Annotated in this window: 17 protein-coding genes; 10 read left to right on the top strand and 7 right to left on the bottom strand. The window is 71.4% G+C overall.

What is annotated here, in order from left to right; translation table 11 throughout:
* Positions 1-110 precede the first annotated feature (110 nt).
* Positions 111-1,541 (bottom strand): MFS transporter, encoded by a 1,431-nt coding sequence (locus EJG53_RS24900; RefSeq protein WP_167515163.1) that lies wholly within the window; start codon positions 1,539-1,541, stop codon positions 111-113.
* A gap of 276 nt (positions 1,542-1,817) precedes the next feature.
* Positions 1,818-2,876: a glycosyltransferase family 2 protein gene (locus tag EJG53_RS24895; protein ID WP_125046615.1), complete on the bottom strand. Its 1,059-nt coding sequence runs from the start codon at positions 2,874-2,876 to the stop codon at positions 1,818-1,820.
* 268 nt (positions 2,877-3,144) lie between these two features.
* Here EJG53_RS24895 and EJG53_RS24890 point away from each other — a divergent pair, with 268 nt between their 5' ends.
* Both EJG53_RS24890 and EJG53_RS24885 read left to right on the top strand, forming a co-directional pair.
* Positions 3,145-4,617, top strand: coding sequence for an LCP family protein (locus tag EJG53_RS24890; protein ID WP_125046614.1), 1,473 nt, complete (start codon positions 3,145-3,147; stop codon positions 4,615-4,617).
* Between the two features lie 43 nt (positions 4,618-4,660).
* Complete coding sequence (locus EJG53_RS24885) at positions 4,661-5,350, top strand: hypothetical protein (RefSeq protein ID WP_125046613.1); 690 nt, start codon at positions 4,661-4,663, stop codon at positions 5,348-5,350.
* 23 nt (positions 5,351-5,373) lie between these two features.
* Here EJG53_RS24885 and EJG53_RS24880 read toward each other — a convergent pair whose 3' ends face one another.
* Complete coding sequence (locus EJG53_RS24880; protein WP_125046612.1) at positions 5,374-5,928, bottom strand: acyl-CoA thioesterase; 555 nt, start codon at positions 5,926-5,928, stop codon at positions 5,374-5,376.
* Positions 5,929-6,216: 288 nt separating this feature from the next.
* Between EJG53_RS24880 and EJG53_RS24875 the strand changes: the two genes are divergently transcribed.
* From EJG53_RS24875 to EJG53_RS24855, 5 genes are all read left to right on the top strand, one after another.
* Positions 6,217-7,548 (top strand): LCP family protein, encoded by a 1,332-nt coding sequence (locus EJG53_RS24875; protein WP_125046611.1) that lies wholly within the window; start codon positions 6,217-6,219, stop codon positions 7,546-7,548.
* 194 nt (positions 7,549-7,742) lie between these two features.
* Positions 7,743-7,952: a hypothetical protein gene (locus EJG53_RS24870; RefSeq protein ID WP_125046610.1), complete on the top strand. Its 210-nt coding sequence runs from the start codon at positions 7,743-7,745 to the stop codon at positions 7,950-7,952.
* Complete coding sequence (locus tag EJG53_RS24865; protein WP_125046609.1) at positions 7,936-8,460, top strand: DUF6879 family protein; 525 nt, start codon at positions 7,936-7,938, stop codon at positions 8,458-8,460. The genes EJG53_RS24870 and EJG53_RS24865 overlap by 17 nt, the downstream gene beginning before the upstream one ends.
* On the top strand, positions 8,450-9,283 hold the full coding sequence (locus EJG53_RS24860; protein ID WP_125046608.1) for a helix-turn-helix domain-containing protein: 834 nt from the start codon (positions 8,450-8,452) through the stop codon (positions 9,281-9,283). Before EJG53_RS24865 ends, EJG53_RS24860 begins: the two co-directional genes overlap by 11 nt.
* A gap of 62 nt (positions 9,284-9,345) precedes the next feature.
* The gene (locus EJG53_RS24855; protein ID WP_125046607.1) at positions 9,346-9,651 is read left to right on the top strand and encodes a hypothetical protein; all 306 of its coding nucleotides are present in this window, start codon (positions 9,346-9,348) and stop codon (positions 9,649-9,651) included.
* A gap of 51 nt (positions 9,652-9,702) precedes the next feature.
* Here EJG53_RS24855 and EJG53_RS24850 read toward each other — a convergent pair whose 3' ends face one another.
* Positions 9,703-10,875, bottom strand: a complete 1,173-nt coding sequence (locus EJG53_RS24850; RefSeq protein ID WP_125046606.1) for an acyl-CoA dehydrogenase family protein — start codon at positions 10,873-10,875, stop codon at positions 9,703-9,705.
* Between the two features lie 199 nt (positions 10,876-11,074).
* Between EJG53_RS24850 and EJG53_RS24845 the strand changes: the two genes are divergently transcribed.
* Complete coding sequence (locus EJG53_RS24845) at positions 11,075-12,415, top strand: UDP-glucose dehydrogenase family protein (RefSeq protein ID WP_125046605.1); 1,341 nt, start codon at positions 11,075-11,077, stop codon at positions 12,413-12,415.
* 67 nt (positions 12,416-12,482) lie between these two features.
* On the opposite strand, the gene EJG53_RS24840 is transcribed toward EJG53_RS24845, so the two are convergent.
* From EJG53_RS24840 to EJG53_RS24830, 3 genes are read right to left on the bottom strand one after another with little or no spacing between them, the layout of a single operon-like run.
* A complete protein-coding gene (locus tag EJG53_RS24840; protein WP_125046604.1) occupies positions 12,483-13,679 on the bottom strand; it encodes a dipeptidase in 1,197 nt (398 codons plus the stop codon).
* Positions 13,676-14,212, bottom strand: coding sequence for a 5-(carboxyamino)imidazole ribonucleotide mutase (gene purE / locus EJG53_RS24835; RefSeq protein WP_125046603.1), 537 nt, complete (start codon positions 14,210-14,212; stop codon positions 13,676-13,678). Before purE ends, EJG53_RS24840 begins: the two co-directional genes overlap by 4 nt.
* The gene (locus EJG53_RS24830; protein WP_125049578.1) at positions 14,209-15,384 is read right to left on the bottom strand and encodes a 5-(carboxyamino)imidazole ribonucleotide synthase; all 1,176 of its coding nucleotides are present in this window, start codon (positions 15,382-15,384) and stop codon (positions 14,209-14,211) included. Before EJG53_RS24830 ends, purE begins: the two co-directional genes overlap by 4 nt.
* 165 nt (positions 15,385-15,549) lie before the next feature.
* Between EJG53_RS24830 and EJG53_RS24825 the strand changes: the two genes are divergently transcribed.
* Entirely contained in the window at positions 15,550-15,987 is a 438-nt protein-coding gene (locus tag EJG53_RS24825; RefSeq protein ID WP_125046602.1) for a protease inhibitor I42 family protein, read from the top strand.
* Positions 15,988-16,122: 135 nt separating this feature from the next.
* Positions 16,123-16,659, top strand: coding sequence for a GtrA family protein (locus tag EJG53_RS24820; protein WP_125046601.1), 537 nt, complete (start codon positions 16,123-16,125; stop codon positions 16,657-16,659).
* Positions 16,660-16,729 lie beyond the last annotated feature (70 nt).

Genomic DNA, 16,729 nt, shown 5'->3' with positions numbered 1-16,729 from the left:
CACCTGCGGGACGGTCTCGGCGAGCCGGGCTTCGGGGCTCGGCCGCACGGCGGCGGTCCGGGAATGGGGGGACAAGCGTGTCTCCGTACGGTCGGGGAATCGGTCCGGTGTCACATCGGGAGGTCGCGCGCCGCCGGTGCGCCGAGGACGTCCTCCGGCAGGCCGGCGGGGGCGGCCGCCGGGGGCAGGCCGCGGGCGAGCACCGCGGCGGCCGCCGAGGTCGTGGTCAGCGCGGTGGTGGTGACCGCGAAGGCGGCGACCACGTCGGCCGTGGCGCGGACCTGGGCGAAGAAGAGGAAGCCGTAGACGCACACGCCGAGCGCGGCGCCGAGCTGCTGCGCCGTGGAGACCACGCCGGACGCCGCGCCCGCGACCGGCTCCGGCACGGAGCGCAGGGTCACGGACAGGGCCGGGGTGACGCACAGGCCCAGCGCGCCGCCGACGGCGCACACCGCGCCGAGCAGCCAGCGCGGGTCGGTGCCGAGAGCGCTCACGGCGCAGCCCGCGTACCCGGCGGTCGCGGCGAGGGAGGCCAGGACCAGCAGCCGCACCTCCGCGCCGCGGGCCAGCCGCGGCGCGATCAGCGAGCCGGCGGCGAACGCGACCGCGGCCGGCACCATGCCCGCTCCGGTGGCCAGCGGGCTCCAGCGCAGGCCCTTCTGGAGCAGCAGTCCGAGCATCAGGACGAACGCGGCGAGCCCGCAGTTGACCAGCACGATCAGCACGATGCCGCGCCGGAAGCCGGCGAGCCCCAGCAGCCGCGGCGGTACGAGCGGGGAGCCGCCCCGGGCGTCCAGCGCGCGTTCGTGGCGCAGGAAGCAGGCGGCGACCGGGAGGGAGGCGGCCAGGCAGGCCGGTCCCCACCACACCATGCCGCCCGTGCCGCCCGCCACCAGGGGGACGGAGAACAGCCCGAGCGCGGCCGCCGCGAGGCCCAGGCCGGGCAGGTCGGCGCGCACCGGTTCGCGGCGCGCCGGCGGGCGCCCGCCCGCCGCCCACGGCAGGAGGGTGAGCGCCAGGACGCCCACCGGTACGTTGACGAGGAAGACGGCGCGCCAGCCGAGGCCGAGGACGTCCGCCGACAGCAGCCAGCCGCCGAGCAGTTGCCCGCCGATCGCGCCGAGTCCCATCACCGCGCCGATCGCGGCGTACGCCCTGCGCTGCGCCGCGCCGGTGAACAGGGTCCGCGCCGCGCGGTAGACCTGCGGCACCATCAGGGCCGTACCGGCGCCCTGGAACAGCCGGGCCAGGACCAGGACGGCCGTGGTGGGCGCGGCCCCGCAGACGACCGAGGCCGCGGTGAAGACGGCCATGCCGAGGCCGAAGACCCGCAGGGAGCCCAGCGCGTCCCCCAGCCGGCCGCCGGCGGCCAGGCCGAGCGCGTAGACCAACTGGTAACCGGCGAGGACGAGCTGCTGCTGGCTGCCGTCCGCGCCCAGGTCCCGTTCCAGCGCGGGCATCGCCACCACCACGATGAAGACATCGAGGTTGGCGAGGAACGTGCCGCACAGCAGGACAACCAGCGCCGCCCAGGGACGCACGGGGGCACCTCCAGCCGATCGCCGGGCACGGTACGTGATGATCGTGACACGTATCGTAGCCGCGCCGGGGTGCCTGTGCCCAGCCCGTATTGACCGCTGTGACGGGAGGGGCTGCGTGTGAACTGAGGGGCGGTCGTGAGGTGTGTGACGCCCGTGAAGTGTGTGGCGGCCGTGGGCTGCATGACAGCCGCGGCTTGCGTGGTGGCCCGCTCGCCCGGCGGGCCGCATCCCGGAGGACGCGGCCGCGTAAGCCGGACGCGCGGGCCACCCGCACGGTCACTCCGCGGCGGCCGGCTGCGGCGCCGGCACCGCCGGGCGGCGGCTGGCGATGACCTTCTCGGCCAGCGACCGCGGGCTGGTCAGGAAGCCCCAGCCCCACGACATGTGCATGGTCGCCAGGGCGACCGGGATCTGGACGCGGGCCTTCAGCGGCAGCCCCTTGCCCGCCGGGACCGAACCCGCCGCGATGGCGGCCAGGTACCCGGCCGGGACGGCGAAGCCCCACGGCGTGACGAGGGCGCCGACCACGACGCCCGCCGCGATGGCGCACACGGCGGTCGGCGGCGCCAGGTACCGCAGGTTGATCGAACCGGAGTGGTAGCGCGCCACGACGTGGCGCCAGCGCCCGTAGTCCTTGTACTGCTTGGCCAGCGCGCGGACGCTGGGCCGCGGCCGGTACTGCACCTTCAGCTCGGGCGAGAACCAGATCTGCCCGCCCGCCTCGCGGATGCGGAAGTTCAGCTCCCAGTCCTGGGCGCGGATGAACTCCTCGTTGTAGCCGCCCTGCTGCTCCAGCGCCTCGCGCCGGAACACGCCCAGGTAGACCGTGTCGGCCGGGCCCGCGGCGCCACCCGTGTGGAAGGCCGCGTTGCCCACGCCGATCTTGGAGGTCATCGCGGCGGCGACCGCGTCCTCCCAGGCGTTCTCGCCCTCGGCGTGCATGATGCCGCCGACGTTCTGCGCGCCGGTCTCCTCCAGGAGGCGGACCGCGGTCGCGATGTAGTCGGGCGAGAGCATGCCGTGGCCGTCGACGCGCACCACGACCGGATGGCGGGACGCCTTGATCGCCGCGTTCAGGGCGGCCGGGGTGCGGCCCGTGGGGTTGGGCACGGTCAGCACCCGGGCCCGCTCGTTCGCGGCGTTCTCGGCGACCAGCTCGGCGGCGATCTCGTCGGTACGGTCCGTCGAGGGCCCGAGCGCGATCACCACCTCCATCTCACCGGCGTACTCCTGTTCCAGGATGTGCTGGACCGAGCTGCGCAGATGACGTTCCTCGTTGAGCACCGGCATGATCACGGAGACGGCCGGGAGCTGCTGCGGTGGCGTGGCGTTCATCGCGGTCACGTTACCGCTTATGGGGGACGGGGGCCGACGGCAGGCGGGTGGCCCTGGGGGCACCGCCCGGCGTGTGGTGCTTTACAGCCGATCATATGGGCCTACGGTGACCCGGCCCCCTCCTTCCCGTCCGGAGCCGGTCCGTCCGGCCACGGAAACGGTTCCTCTCACCCCGATCCCGTCCCCGCCGATCCACCCCGTCGCCGTACCCCTCCCCCACCCCGCTCCCGCACTCCGTCCGCCCCGACCCTGCCGCGGAGGTGTCCCCATGACCGCACCGCACCGCTCGCCCCGCCCGCGCGCCCGTCACCGGCGACGGGGCGGGCGGCCCCGCTGGGGCCTGCGCATCACCGCGGGCGTCTCGCTGCTGCTGCTGGCCGCGGGCGGGGTCGGGCACGCCATGGTCACAGGCGTCGAGGACGGCATCGCCCGGGTGGACGCCTTCAAGGGCCTGGGCAACCGGCCGGACAACAGCGGCGGGGACGGCATGAACTTCCTGGTCGTCGGCACGGACGGCCGGGACAAGCTCTCCCCCGAGGAGAAACGCCGGTACCACCTGGGCGGCGAGCCGTGCCACTGCACCGACACGATCATGATGGTGCACCTGTCCGCCGACCGGAACCGCGCCAGCGTGGTCAGCCTGCCGCGCGACTCGTACGCGCAGACGCCCCCGCACACCGACGGGACCACCGGCAAGCACCACCACGGCCACCCCGTGAAGCTCAACGCGGCGTACGCGGAGGGCGGCCCCGGCCTGACCATCCGGACCGTCGAGCGGATGACCGGGGTGCACATCGACCATTACCTGGAGGTCGACTTCACCAGCTTCATGAAGACGGTGGACGCGGTCGGCGGCGTGAACGTCTGCACCAACCGCCCCCTGAAGGACAGCTACAGCGGCCTGGACCTGCCCGTCGGGCGCTCCCGGCTCAACGGCGGCCAGGCGCTCCAGTACGTCCGCGCCCGGCACCTGGACAGCGCCTCCGACCTCGGGCGGATGCAGCGCCAGCAGCGTTTCCTCGCCGCGCTCATGCACAAGATCACCAGCTCCGGCGCGCTGCTCCACCCGGTCCAGTTCAAGGAGATCACCGACGCGCTGCTGGAGTCCGTACGGGCCGACGAGGGGTTCGGCGCGGACGAGCTGGTCGACCTCGGCCAGGCGCTGCGCGGCTTCAACCCGTCGTCGTCCGAGTTCGCCTCCGTGCCGCTGGGCGACATCGACTTCCAGGTGCCCAACGTGGGCTCGACCGTGATGTGGAACGAGGAGAAGGCGAAGCAGCTCTTCCAGGCGCTGCGCGAGGACCGGCCGCTGGCCGTGCGGCGGTCCGGCCGGCAGCGCGCGACGGTCGTGGACGTACCGCCCGCCACCGTCCGGGTGCAGGTCGACAACGGCGCGGGCCGGACGGGGCTGGGCCGCGCGGTGGACAAGTCGCTGCGCGCCACCGGCTTCGACACCACCGGCACCCCGGGCAACGCCGCCACCCGCGTACGGCGCACCGTGATCGCCTACGACCCGCGCTGGGACCGCTCGGTCCGCTCCCTCGCCGCCGCCCTGCCCGGGGCGGCCCTGCGCCAGGTGCCCGGCCAGGGCCCGGTGCTGCGGGTCACCGTCGGCAAGGACTTCAAGGGGGTCCACCGGGTGCGCTCCGACGACCCGACCCAGTTGTCGGCCGCCGGCGACTTCGGAACGCTGACCGGCGACGAGGCAGCGTGCCCCGAGCCACCGGGCCACCAGTCGTGAACCCGGTTGCCGAGGCGCCGTGTACTCAGTACAGTCCCCGCCCATGGGTGAAAAACGATCACCACTCAGCGACCGGTGGTTCCTCGACCAGATCGCCGTCGTCATGCAGCAGTTCCAGCGCGCACAGCCGGACAGCGAGGTGCCGGACACTCCGGGCGCTCCGCGGCACTCCGGCCACGAGGACCTGACCGCCCGAGCCGCACGCCTGTCCGCGCAGCGGGCCCGGCTGGAACAGGAGGAAGCCGCCCTCCAGGCCGACGTGGAACGCCTCAACCACGCCCCGGCCCCCGGCCCCGCGCCGCGACCGCCGCGGTCGGCCCCCGTCCCGGACCTCGACATCAGCGCCGACGACCTCACCCTCACCGAGGCCGGCCGCATCCGCCGCGCGTACAAGATCACCGAGGCCGCCCTGCCGCGCCTCGTCCTGGAGGCCGCGGCGGACGGCCTCGACGCGCCCGCCATCGCCCGCGGCCTCGCCGTCACGCCCTCGTACGTCTACCGCATCCTGCGCGAACGCGTCCGCTACACCTGGCGCCTCGACGTACGCGACGGCGGCACCTGGGCCGTACGGAGCAGCGGTCAGGACGTCGTGCATCGCGCCCTCGGCAGCGAGACCCGGCTCGCCGAGAAGCTCCTCGCCGAGTCCGGCGCCGACCGCGTACTGCTCTGGGAAGGCTCCCGCACGACCGACGCGCAAGCAATCCTCGACCTGGCCCGCCCCGAAGGGGACTGAACCCCGCGCCGCGCCGCACCGCCCTACGCGTCGTCGATCCCGTCCGCCACCCGCTGCGCCCGCAGCTCCTTGATCGCGCGGCGCCGGGCCAGCCGGTGGGTGCGGCGGATCTGGGCCTCCTGGTAGCGGCGCTTGTCCCGCTCGGTCTCCGGGATCACCGGTGGTACGGGGCGGGGCTTGCCCTCCTCGTCCACCGCCGCGAACACCAGGTACGCCGAACCGACCTGCGTCGCGGGCGTGGACTCGTTCCAGCGCTCGGCCAGCACCCGCACCCCGACCTCCATCGAGGACCGCCCGGTCCAGTTGACCTGGGCCTTCACATGCACCAGGTCCCCTACGCGGACCGGCTCCAGGAAGGCCATCTCATCCATGGAGGCGGTGACCGCGGGCCCGCCGGAGTGCCGCCCCGCGACCGCGCCGGCCGCGTCGTCGACGAGTTTCATGATCACGCCACCGTGCACCGTGCCCAGCAGGTTGGTGTCGCCTGCCGTCATGATGTGCGACAGCGTCGTCCGGGAGACGGAAGTGGGCTTGCCCGGAAGGTCGGCCTCCGGGCCGGTGGTGACGAGATCGGTCATGCGCCCACTTTATGCGCGGGGCGCGCATCCCTTCCCCCGCGCCCACCCCGCACCACCTCCACCCCGCTCACGCTCCGAAAACCTTCCACCACCATCGGCCACAAGCCACCGCCCCCACCCCTTCCGGCCTCCCCTGATCGGGGGGGGGACACCCATGCCGGATTGATCACCTCCGTCCCCATTGCGCAAGCGGCGCTCCGCGTCACTTTGCATCAGCTCTGCAACAGCGGCGGCCCGATCTCGTACCTCCCCTGTATGGGGGAGCCGTAGGACAGGCAGACTTCCCCCATGAACGAGTGGCCTGGGTCCGACAACAGAGACCGGTACGGACGTGGCAGCGGCGCCGAGCCGGAGGGCGCGCGCGCCATGCCGCACGTCCGGCGTGGCGGTCCCAACGGCCCCGGTGGCCCCGGTGGCCCCGGCGGGCCCTACCCCGGGCCGGGGCAGCAGCCGCCCGAGCCGCCGCTGCCCCCGCACCTCTCGCCGCGCCGCCGCCCCTCCGTCCCGCCCCAGGGCCAGGGCCCCGACCCGTACGGCAACAACTACGCCGGCGGGCACGGCGACGGTTACAACACCGGCCAGGTCTACGGCGGCGGCCGCGGCGGCGGACAGGACGGCGGCGGCCGCTCCCCGCGCCCCGCCCCCAACTGGGGCCGCCGCATCAAGTGGACCGTCCTGACCCTGGTCGCCGTGCTCCTCGTCACCTCGGTCGCCACGTACTTCTGGGCCGACGGCAAGCTGCGCCGCGAGGTCGACCTGAGCAAGGTCATCGACCGCCCGGAGGAAGGCGACGGCACCAACTACCTGATCGTCGGCTCCGACAGCCGCGAGGGCATGTCCGACGAGGACAAGAAGAAGCTGCACACCGGCTCCGCCGAGGGCAAGCGCACGGACTCGATGATGATCCTGCACGACGGCGGCAACGGCCCGACCCTGATCTCCCTGCCGCGCGACTCGGACGTCGAGATCCCCTCGTTCGTCGGCTCCAAGTCCGGCAAGAAGTACGCCGGGAAGGGCCGCCACACCAAGCTCAACGCGGCCTACGCCGAGGACGGCCCCGAACTGCTGGTGCGCACCGTCGAGCACAACACCGGCCTGCGCATCGACCACTACGTCGAGATCGGCTTCGCGGGCTTCGCCAACATCGTGGACGCGATCGGCGGCGTCGAGATGGACATCCCGAAGGCGTTCAAGGACAAGAAGTCCGGCGCCGACTTCCAGGCCGGCAAGCAGACCCTCAACGGCGAACAGGCCCTCGCCTTCGTCCGCACCCGCTACGCCTTCGCGGGCAGCGACCTGGACCGCACGAAGAACCAGCAGAAGTTCCTCGCGGCCCTGGCCAGCCAGACGGCCACCCCCGGCACGATCATCAACCCGTTCAAGCTCTACCCGACGATGAGCGCGGGCCTGGACACCGTGATCGTCGACAAGGACATGGGCCTCTTCGACCTCGGCTCGATGTTCTTCGCGATGAAGGGCGTCACGGGCGGCGACGGCAAGTCGATGAACATGCCCATCGCCGGCAGCGTCGGCGGCAACCTCCGCTGGGACAAGGCCAAGGTCGCCAAACTCGTCGAACAACTGAAGAACGACGAGCCGGTGACGGTGAGCGGGAACTGACAGCCGCCACGGAGCGCACGAGAAGGCCCCTGCTTCGGCGGGGGCCTTTTCCCGTCCGTCCCGTCCGACCGGAGCCTCTCAAGATCGTCTACCCGACAACGCGAATATTCGCGATGTGCCATGGCCCCGGTCCGCGTTGCCGCCTTACTGTCCTCCTGGCGCCAGGGGCCTGCCCTGGACCAGAGGAGGGCACGATGACGCGTACAGAACTGACCCGTCTCACCGGCCACGCCGGAGGGCCCAACTGCGACGACGATGACTGCCCCAACGTCTACCGGGCCGCGAACGGTTCGTTCGTCGTACAGGGGAACGTGTCGTCCGCCTTCACGCCGCCCGTCGGCGAGGCTCTGGTGGAGATCCCCGAGCACGTTCTCCGGGAGGCCGTCCGTGCTCTTGGATGGTGAGGACTGGCGCAGGTTCTTCGACGCGTTCGAGCGCGAGGCGTGGCGGTTCGAGGCACAGCCCACCTACACCATGCCCAGGGAACAGGAGAATGTCGCCCGATTCCTACGGGGCGAGAGCAGGCCCGTCGGCCACAATGCCCGCTGGCACGAACGGGTGCGCGGTTACGTCGCATCCGGGCGGCGCATCGCCCGCGTGCGTATCGTGCGCCGGCCGCTCACCGACTACCAGCGGTATCAGTTCGCCTGGGGAATTCCCGGCAACATCGCGGCCGGTGAGGACATTCGCGTCCTGGACGTGTCGCACGACGATTACGGCCTGCCGCTCTCGGGGCGTGACTGGTGGCTGTTCGACGATGCTCGCATTGCCCACCTGAACTTCCGCCCGGACGGAACACAGATCAATCGCGAGGCGTACGACGGCGACCCCGCTCCTTACCGCCAGTGGAAGCGCATCGCCCTGGAGCACGCGGTGCCCTTCGAGAGGTATGTGAAGGGCCTTGACGTTTGATCCTGGGGAACTGAGACGGTCAAAGGCTGATCTTCAGAAGGCACTTCGCGCGCTGCGCAGGCGAGCCGGCCGCACCCAGGCGTGGCTCGCCCAGCGTTGCAACATGTCCCAGACCAAGCTCAGTAACATCGAAACCGGCCGGGTGACGCCGAGCCTTGTCGACGTGGAGCTGATTCTCAGAGCCCTCGACGCCCCTGCGAACCTCGCGGCAGAAGTGAGCGGCCTCGCGCGGCTGGCCCATACGGAATGGCAGAGCAAGCGCACATCGTGGCGGCGGGGACTGGAGAAGCGCCAGTGCGAATTGGCGGGCCTCGAAGCGGAAGCGGTGACACTCCGGTACTTCCTGCCCGCGATGGTGACAGGACTCCTGGCCACACCGGAGTACGTCAGAGCCAGCTTGGACCACTCCCCGGTGGACATCTCCAGGACGGTCGCGAAGAAGCTGGAGCGGCAAACAGTCCTGCACGACGGCAAGAAGCAGTTCACATTCTTGTTGACGGAGCAGGCTGTCAGGTGGGCAGTGGTCCCACGATCCGCCATGGCCACTCAGATCGACCACCTTGCCGCACTGTCGCACCTGCCGAATGTGCGACTGGGAGTACTCCCATTGGGCACTGCCCTTGAGCGCGGCCCGATGAACACCTTCACGGTCTACGACCACCGCCTGGCGACTGTCGAGACATTCACCGGGCGCATAGTCTTCCAGGATGCCCGGGACATCGCAGAACACCTCGAAGTCTTCGACCGGTACCAGCGCCATGCCTCCTTCGGAGAAGAGGCCAGAGACCTCCTGTCCTCCTGGGCCGACCAATACCGTTCATGATCTTCTACCCGACAACGCGAATAACGCTGGAGCTCTCCGCCCGAGTGGCCGACGATGTACCCATGCCGACCGAACCGAAGAAACGCAGCCGGACGACTCCGCCGGACTGGCGGATGGACCCTATTCCGAGCCGCCGGGCGTACCGGGACGAGGACGGGAACATTCGCGTCCCGATGTGGCTCACGAAGAACGGCCGGCATACGGCGGACACGGAAATGGTTCTGCTGCCGTCCGAGGCGGACCTGCTGGTCGACAATGTGACCCGCGCGATGCGTGACGACCCCAGGTCGATGCTGCGCGGGCGGTTCCCGGATTCCGCGACGGCTCTCGCTCCCGGTGTTCTGTACGTACCGAAAGGAACGCCGTGAGCGCCCCGGCCAAACCAGGCCGGGGCGCTCGTCCGGTTCGCCGGCAGCGCGTTACGGCAGATTCCGCGCCATCACGATCCGCTGCACCTGGTTCGTGCCCTCGTAGATTTGGGTGATCTTGGCGTCGCGCATCATGCGCTCCAGCGGGTAGTCACGGGTGTAGCCGTAGCCGCCGAGGAGCTGGACGGCGTCGGTGGTGATCTCCATGGCGGCGTCGGAGGCGTAGCACTTGGCGGCGGCGCCGAAGAAGGTGAGGTCCTCGGGCTTGCCGCCGGCGGAGATGCGCTCGGACTTGGCGGCGGCGGCGTAGGTGAGCTGGCGGGCGGCCTCCAGCTTCATGGCCATGTCGGCGAGCATGAACTGCACGCCCTGGAAGTCGCCGATCGGCTTGCCGAACTGCTTGCGCTCCTGGACATAGCCCTTGGCGTAGTCGAGGGCGCCCTGGGCGATGCCGAGGGCCTGGGCCGCGATGGTGATGCGGGTGTGGTCCAGGGTCTTCATGGCGGTGGCGAAGCCGGTGCCCTCCGCGCCGATCATGCGGTCGGCGGGGATGCGGACGTTGTCGAGGTAGACCTCGCGGGTCGGGGAGCCCTTGATGCCGAGCTTCTTCTCCGGGGCGCCGAAGGAGACGCCCTCGTCGGACTTCTCCACGACGAAGGCGGAGATGCCCTTGGAGCGCTTCTCGGGGTCGGTGACGGCCATGACCGTGTAGTACTCGGAGACGCCGGCGTTGGTGATCCAGCGCTTCACGCCGTTGAGGACGTAGTGGTCGCCGTCGCGTACGGCCTTGGTCTTCATGCCGGCCGCGTCGGAGCCCGCGTCGGGCTCGCTCAGGCAGTACGAGAACATCGCGTCGCCCTTGGCGAGCGGGCCCAGGTACTTCTTCTTCAGCTCCTCGGAGCCGGAGAGGATCACGGGGAGCGAGCCGAGCTTGTTGACCGCGGGGATCAGGGAGGAGGAGGCGCAGACGCGGGCGACCTCCTCGATGACGATGACGGTGGCCAGCGCGTCGGCGCCGGCGCCGCCGTACGCCTCGGGGACGTGGACGGCGTGCAGGTCGTTGAGGGTCAGCGCGTCCCGGGCCTCCTGCGGGAAGCGGGCCTGCTCGTCCACCTCGGCGGCGAACGGGGCGATCTTCGCCTCGGCGAGCGAGCGCACCGACTCGCGGAGCATGTCGTGCTCCTCGGACGTCCGGTACAGATCGAAATCAGCGGTTCCCGCCAACGTTTCTCACTCCCCTGAGAGCTGACTGCAGTGCTAACTACCGTTAAGTAACCCGAATTCTAGGGGGCCGTACGGGACCGGGGATACGTGAGTTTGCCGACAGCACCCGATCGGTACCGGCCACCGGGCCCGGGCCGCCGGACACCGGCCGGACTATGCTCAGGCAGCGCACTCCTCCCCGTATGCACCTGGAGCACCCATGGCCCTGAAGATCACCGTGATCGGCACCGGCTACCTCGGCGCGACGCACGCCGCGGCCATGGCGGAGCTGGGATTCGAGGTGCTGGGGCTGGACATCAACCCGGCGAAGATCGCGATGCTGGAGCGGGGCGAGACCCCGATGTACGAGCCCGGCCTGGAGGAGCTGCTGCGGGCGCACGTCGCGGGCATCGAGGGGGCCAGCGGCCGGCTGCGCTTCACCACCTCCTGGGAAGAACTGGCGGACTTCGGCGACGTGCACTTCGTGTGCGTGAACACGCCGCAGAAGCACGGTGAGTACGCCTGCGACATGTCCTACGTCGAGTCGGCCGTCGAGTCGCTGGCCCCGCTGCTGCGGCGCCCGGCGCTGGTGGTCGGCAAGTCGACGGTCCCGGTGGGCAGCGCGGCGCGGCTGGCGAAGCGGCTCGCGGAGCTGGCGCCGGCCGGTGAGGACGTGGAGCTGGCCTGGAACCCGGAGTTCCTGCGGGAAGGTTTCGCCGTGCAGGACACCCTGCACCCGGACCGGATCGTGATCGGTGTCGACGGCGGGCGGGCCGAGGAGGTGCTGCGGGAGGTGTACGCGAAGCCGATGGCCGAGGGTTCGCCGTTCGTGGTGGCCGATTTCCCCACCGCCGAGCTGGTCAAGACCTCCGCCAACTCCTTCCTGGCCACGAAGATCTCGTTCATCAACGCCATGGCGGAGGTGTGCGAGGCGGCCGGCGGTGACGTGGTGAAGCTGGCCGAGGCGATCGGCCACGACGAGCGGATCGGCAAGAAGTTCCTGCGGGCCGGCATCGGCTTCGGCGGCGGCTGTCTGCCCAAGGACATCCGGGCGTTCATGGCGCGCGCGGGCGAGCTGGGTGCCGACCAGGCGCTGACGTTCCTGCGCGAGGTCGACTCGATCAACATGCGGCGCCGCGGTCACATGGTCGAGCTGACCCGGGAGGCGGTCGGCGGTTCCTTCCTCGGTACCCGGGTCGCCGTCCTGGGCGCCACGTTCAAGCCCGATTCGGACGACGTACGGGACTCGCCCGCGCTCAACGTCGCCGGGCAGATCCACCTCCAGGGCGGCCAGGTGACGGTCTACGACCCCAAGGGCATGGAGAACGCGCGCCGCGTGTTCCCGACGCTGGGGTACGCGGACTCGGCGCCGGAGGCGGTGCGCGGCGCCGACGTGGTGCTGCACCTGACCGAGTGGCGGGAGTTCCGCGAGCTGGACCCGGCCGCGCTGGCCGAGGTGGTGGCCACGCCGCGCATCCTGGACGGGCGCAACGCGCTCGACCCGGAGCTGTGGCGCAAGGCGGGCTGGACGTACCGGGCGCTGGGCCGTCCGCAGGCCTGAGACGGGAACGCACGACGAGGGGCCGGGCTCGGCATGAGCCCGGCCCCTCGTGGCGTGGTCGCGCCGCTCAGCCGTCGAGGCCGTCGAGCTGGTCGATCGTCGCGACGGACGGTCCGCGCCCGTCCTGCACCGCGCGGGCGACGTCCTCCGCGCCGCGCAGCGTGCGGACGGCGTTCTGCCAGGTCAGCTTGGCCAGGTCGGCCGTGGACCACTTGCGGTCGAGGAGTTCGGCGACCAGGTTCGGGTAGCCGGACACGTCGGCGAGGTCGGCGGGCGTGAAGGCGGTGCCGTCGAAGTCGCCGCCGATGCCGATGTGGTCGACGCCGGCGACCTCGCGCATGTGGTCGAGGTGGTCGGCGACGGTGGCGGCGGTGGCCAGTGGACGCGGGTTCCCGGCCTCGAAGGCGCGGTGCACGGCCATGCCCTCGGCGGTGGTGTCCAGGTGGTGGAAGCCGTGCACCCGCATGTTCTCGTCCGCCCGCAGCGTCCAGTCGACGGCCTCGGGCAGGATGAACTTCGGTACGAAGGTGGCCATCGCGACACCGCCGTTGGCGGGCAGCCGCTCCAGCACGTCGTCCGGGATGTTGCGCGGGTGGTCGCACACCGCGCGCGCGGAGGAGTGCGAGAAGACGACCGGCGCGACGCTGGTGTCCAGCGCGTCGCGCATGGTGTCGGCGGAGACGTGCGAGAGGTCGACCAGCATGCCGAGACGGTTCATCTCGCGGACGACCTCGCGGCCGAAGGCGGTGAGGCCGTGCGCGCGCGGCTCGTCGGTGGCCGAGTCCGCCCAGTCGATGTTGTCGTTGTGGGTGAGCGTCATGTAGCGCACGCCCAGTTCGTACAGCGCGCGCAGGGTGGCCAGCGAGTTGTTGATGGAGTGGCCGCCCTCGGCGCCCATCAGGGAAGCGATGCGGCCGTCGGCACGGGCCGCTTCCATGTCGTCGGCGGTGTACGCCAGGCGCAGGTCGCCGGGGTAACGGGCGGCCAGCCGGCGGACCACGTCGATCTGTTCGAGGGTGGCGCTGACCGCCTGGTCGCCGGTGTAGTCGGTCCGTACGTACACCGACCAGAACTGCGCGCCGACGCCGCCGGCCCGCAGCCGGGGGATGTCGGTGTGCAGGTGCCCGGTCTGGTCGGCGGCGATGTCACGCCGGTCCAGGTCGTAGCGGACTTGCTCGCGAAGGGCCCAGGGCAGATCGTTGTGGCCGTCGACGACGGGGTGCTCGGCGAGCAGCGCGCGGGCCGCCTCCAGGGACGCGCTCACTTGCCGCTCCCGAAGCCGAAGGCCGGCGAGGCGACCTTGTTGCGCAGCCGCTTGCCCTTCTCGGTGGCCTGCTCGTTCAGGTGCTGCTGGAACTCGCGCATCCGGGCCAGCAGGTCGGGGTCGTGGGCGGCGAGCATCCGGGCGGCGAGCAGCCCGGCGTTGCGGGCGCCGCCGACCGAGACGGTGGCGACGGGCACGCCGGCCGGCATCTGCACGATGGACAGCAGCGAGTCCATGCCGTCCAGGTACTTCAGCGGTACGGGCACGCCGATGACCGGCAGCGGGGTGACCGAGGCGAGCATCCCCGGCAGGTGGGCCGCTCCCCCGGCGCCCGCGACGATCGCCTTCAGGCCGCGGCCGGCGGCCTCCTCGCCGTACGCGATCATCTCGTGCGGCATCCGGTGCGCGGAGACGACGTCGACCTCGTAGGGGATCTCGAACTCGTCGAGGGCCTTGGCGGCGGCCTCCATGACGGGCCAGTCGGAGTCGGAGCCCATGACGATGCCGACCGAGGGGGAAGTGCTCGCACTCATTCGGTGATGGTTCCTCGCAGGTAGCCGGCGGCGTGCGCGGCGCGCTCTCGCACGTCGGCCAGGTCGTCGCCGTAGGTGTTGACGTGTCCGACCTTGCGGCCGGGCTTCACGTCCTTTCCGTACATATGGATCTTCAGCCGCGGGTCCCGTGCCATGCAATGGAGGTACGCGGAATACATGTCCGGATAATCGCCGCCGAGGACGTTGGCCATCACCGTCCACCGCGCGCGCGGGCGGGGGTCGCCGAGCGGCAGGTCGAGGACGGCCCGCAGGTGGTTGGCGAACTGCGAGGTGATCGCGCCGTCCTGGGTCCAGTGGCCGGAGTTGTGCGGGCGCATGGCCAGCTCGTTGACGAGGATGCGGCCGTCGGCGGTCTCGAACAGCTCGACCGCGAGATGGCCGACCACGCCGAGTTCGTGCGCGATGCGCAGCGCCAGCTCCTGGGCCTGGCCGGACAGCGCGTCGGAGAGGTCCGGGGCGGGCGCGATCACGGTGTCGCAGACGCCGTCGACCTGGACGGACTCCACGACCGGGTACGCGACGGCCTGGCCGTGCGGCGAGCGGACCACGTTGGCGGCCAGTTCCCGTACGAAGGGGACCTTCTCCTCGGCCAGCACCGGCACTCCGGCGCGGAACGGCTCGGCGGCCTCCTTGGAGGATCGTACGACCCAGACGCCCTTGCCGTCGTAGCCGCCGCGGACGGTCTTGAGGACGACCGGGAAGCCGCCGTCCCGCCCGTCGCCCGGCCACCGCCCCTCATCGAGGCGCTGCGCGCCGCCCCCGTTGATCTCTGCGGCGAACCGCTCCACGTCCGCCGGATCGGCGACGATACGGTGCCGGGGACAGGGTGCCCCGATCGCGTCGAGCTTCGCTCGCATCACCCCCTTGTCCTGGGCGTGCACGAGCGCGTCGGGGCCGGGCCGGACGGGGATGCCGTCGGCCTCCAGAGCCCTCAAGTGCTCGGTGGGGACATGCTCGTGATCGAAAGTGATCACATCACAGCCACGGGCGAAGGCGCGCAGCGTGTCCAGGTCGCGGTGGTCGCCGATGACGACCTCGCTGACCACCTGGGCCGCCGACTCCTGCGGAGCGTTGCTGAGGAGCTTGAACTTGATGCCGAGGGGGATGCCCGCCTCGTGGGTCATACGGGCGAGCTGACCGCCGCCGACCATGCCGACTACCGGGAACGTCACGCCCCCAGGGTATCCGCCCGCCCACCGGGCCCCGTCGCCGCCTTGGAGGAACGTACGAACACAAGTGCGCCACTCTCCCCGTTCCGGCCCCCGGGGATCAGCGGGGGCGGTAGGCTCGCCGCCCGCGCCGAGGGGAAGGAACGCATGAGCGAGGGCCGGATACCCGGGCGCACCAGGACCGTGGGCATCGTCGTCGCGGTGGCGGCGCTGGCCGCCGCGGTCTACGCGGTGGTCTCCCAGTTGACCGGACCCGTCGTCTTCGGCGAGGACGACCGGGACATCACGGTCTCCTCCGGCACCCACTTCTCGATCCGCCTCAAGGACAACCCCTCCACCGGCTTCCGGTGGGTCCTCGCCGCACCGGAGCCGGACCCGGCCGTACTGCGCAGGACCGGCGGGCACTACGACGCCGACGAGCCGGCCCGCCCGGGATCGGGCGGCCTGCGCTACGTCGATTTCATGGCGCGCGGCGCCGGACGTACCGAGGTGACTCTCAGGTACTGCTTCCGCTGCGGCACCCCGCAGGCCGACGAACAGGACGAGAACAGCCGGACCCGGCGGTTCCGCGTGACCGTGGACTGACATGTTCCGTACCTCCCTGCCGTCACGGATGGCAGGCAGCACACAGGTCCCCTGGTTAGCATGAGCGTGCGGTTGCACGGGGGCGACCGTGCACAGACGCCCACGACCGCCCACCACAGGAGCTGAACGATCACGATGAGTGAACGGAGCGCACTGCGGGCCCGACTGGACACGCTGGCCCGCGAACTCATGAAGTTCGGCGCTGTCGGGGGTGCGGGAGTCCTCGTCAACTTCGTCGTCTTCAACCTGGTACGGCACCTCACCGAGCTGCCCGTCGTCCGGGCCAGTGTCGTGGCGACCGTCGTGGCCACCGGCACGAACTACCTCGGCTACCGCTACTTCACCTACCGGGACCGCGACAAGAACGGGCGGACGAAGGAGCTGACGCTCTTCCTGCTGTTCAGCGTCGTCGGCCTGATCATCGAGAACGGCGTCCTGTACGTGGCGACGTACGGGTTCGGGTGGGACACCTCGCTGCAGAGCAACGTCTTCAAGTTCCTCGGCATCGGCCTGGCCACGCTCTTCCGCTTCTGGTCCTACCGCACCTGGGTGTTCCGCGCGCTGCCCGCACGGGAGGCCGTGGAGACCGCGGAGTCCTTCCTGGCCGAGGGCGCACAGCCGCAGCGGGCGGGGGCGGCGAGCGCGGCCGCCGCCGAGCGGGCGCGCGACTAGAGCGCGACGGGCGCGCGTCCGAAGGCGGCCGGCGCGCGGCCGAGGCCGGCCGTGCGCCCCCGGGAGCGGT

The organism is Streptomyces chrestomyceticus JCM 4735 (assembly GCF_003865135.1).
Taxonomy (GTDB): domain Bacteria; phylum Actinomycetota; class Actinomycetes; order Streptomycetales; family Streptomycetaceae; genus Streptomyces; species Streptomyces chrestomyceticus.
This window is presented reverse-complemented; position numbering and strand designations above follow the sequence as displayed.